The organism is Nocardioides lentus (assembly GCF_039529515.1).
Lineage (GTDB): Bacteria > Actinomycetota > Actinomycetes > Propionibacteriales > Nocardioidaceae > Nocardioides > Nocardioides lentus.
Map to the genome: position 1 here is coordinate 1 of NZ_BAAAMY010000016.1, position 792 is coordinate 792.

Annotated in this window: 2 rRNA genes; both read right to left on the reverse strand. The window is 58.5% G+C overall.

Going from position 1 to position 792, the window contains the following annotated elements:
- A 5S ribosomal RNA gene (gene rrf, locus ABD158_RS19210) occupies nt 1-59 on the reverse strand; the annotation flags it as partial.
- A gap of 155 nt (nt 60-214) precedes the next feature.
- Nucleotides 215-792: ribosomal RNA gene (locus ABD158_RS19215) — 23S ribosomal RNA — on the reverse strand; the annotation flags it as partial.

The following is a 792-nucleotide window of genomic DNA, read 5'->3' on the forward strand; positions in this document are numbered from 1 at the left end:
GCTTAACTTCCGGGTTCGGTATGGGACCGGGTGTTTCCCGTTTCGCTATGGCCGCCGTGACAGCTGTGAACCCCATCAACCAACGTGATGGTGGTGGTTCAGAGCTGCGGAGTGGACGCGAGCAACCATCATGATTGCTTCTGCTTGTTACGTGCGTTGTGCCTACGGCGCCGTGTCGACCACGAATCGTTCCTGTGGTGTCTCATGGCGGGTGGGTGGCAAGTCCTCGGCCTATTAGTACCGGTCGGCTAGGCATCACTGCTGTACACCTCCGGCCTATCAACCCAGTGGTCTGCTGGGGGCCTTACCCCATCAATGTGGGTGGGAAACCTCATCTTGAAACGTGCTTCCCGCTTAGATGCATTCAGCGGTTATCACTCCCGAACGTAGCCAACCAGCCGTGCCCCTGGCGGGACAACTGGCACACCAGAGGTTCGTCCATCCCGGTCCTCTCGTACTAGGGACAGCCTTTCTCAAGTTTCCAACGCGCGCGGCGGATAGGGACCGAACTGTCTCACGACGTTCTAAACCCAGCTCGCGTGCCGCTTTAATGGGCGAACAGCCCAACCCTTGGGACCTACTCCGGCCCCAGGATGCGACGAGCCGACATCGAGGTGCCAAACCATCCCGTCGATATGGACTCTTGGGGAAGATCAGCCTGTTATCCCCGGGGTACCTTTTATCCGTTGAGCGACGCCGCTTCCACTTGCCAGCGCCGGATCACTAGTTCCGACTTTCGTCCCTGCTCGACATGTACGTCTCACAGTCAAGCTCCCTTGTGCACTTACACTC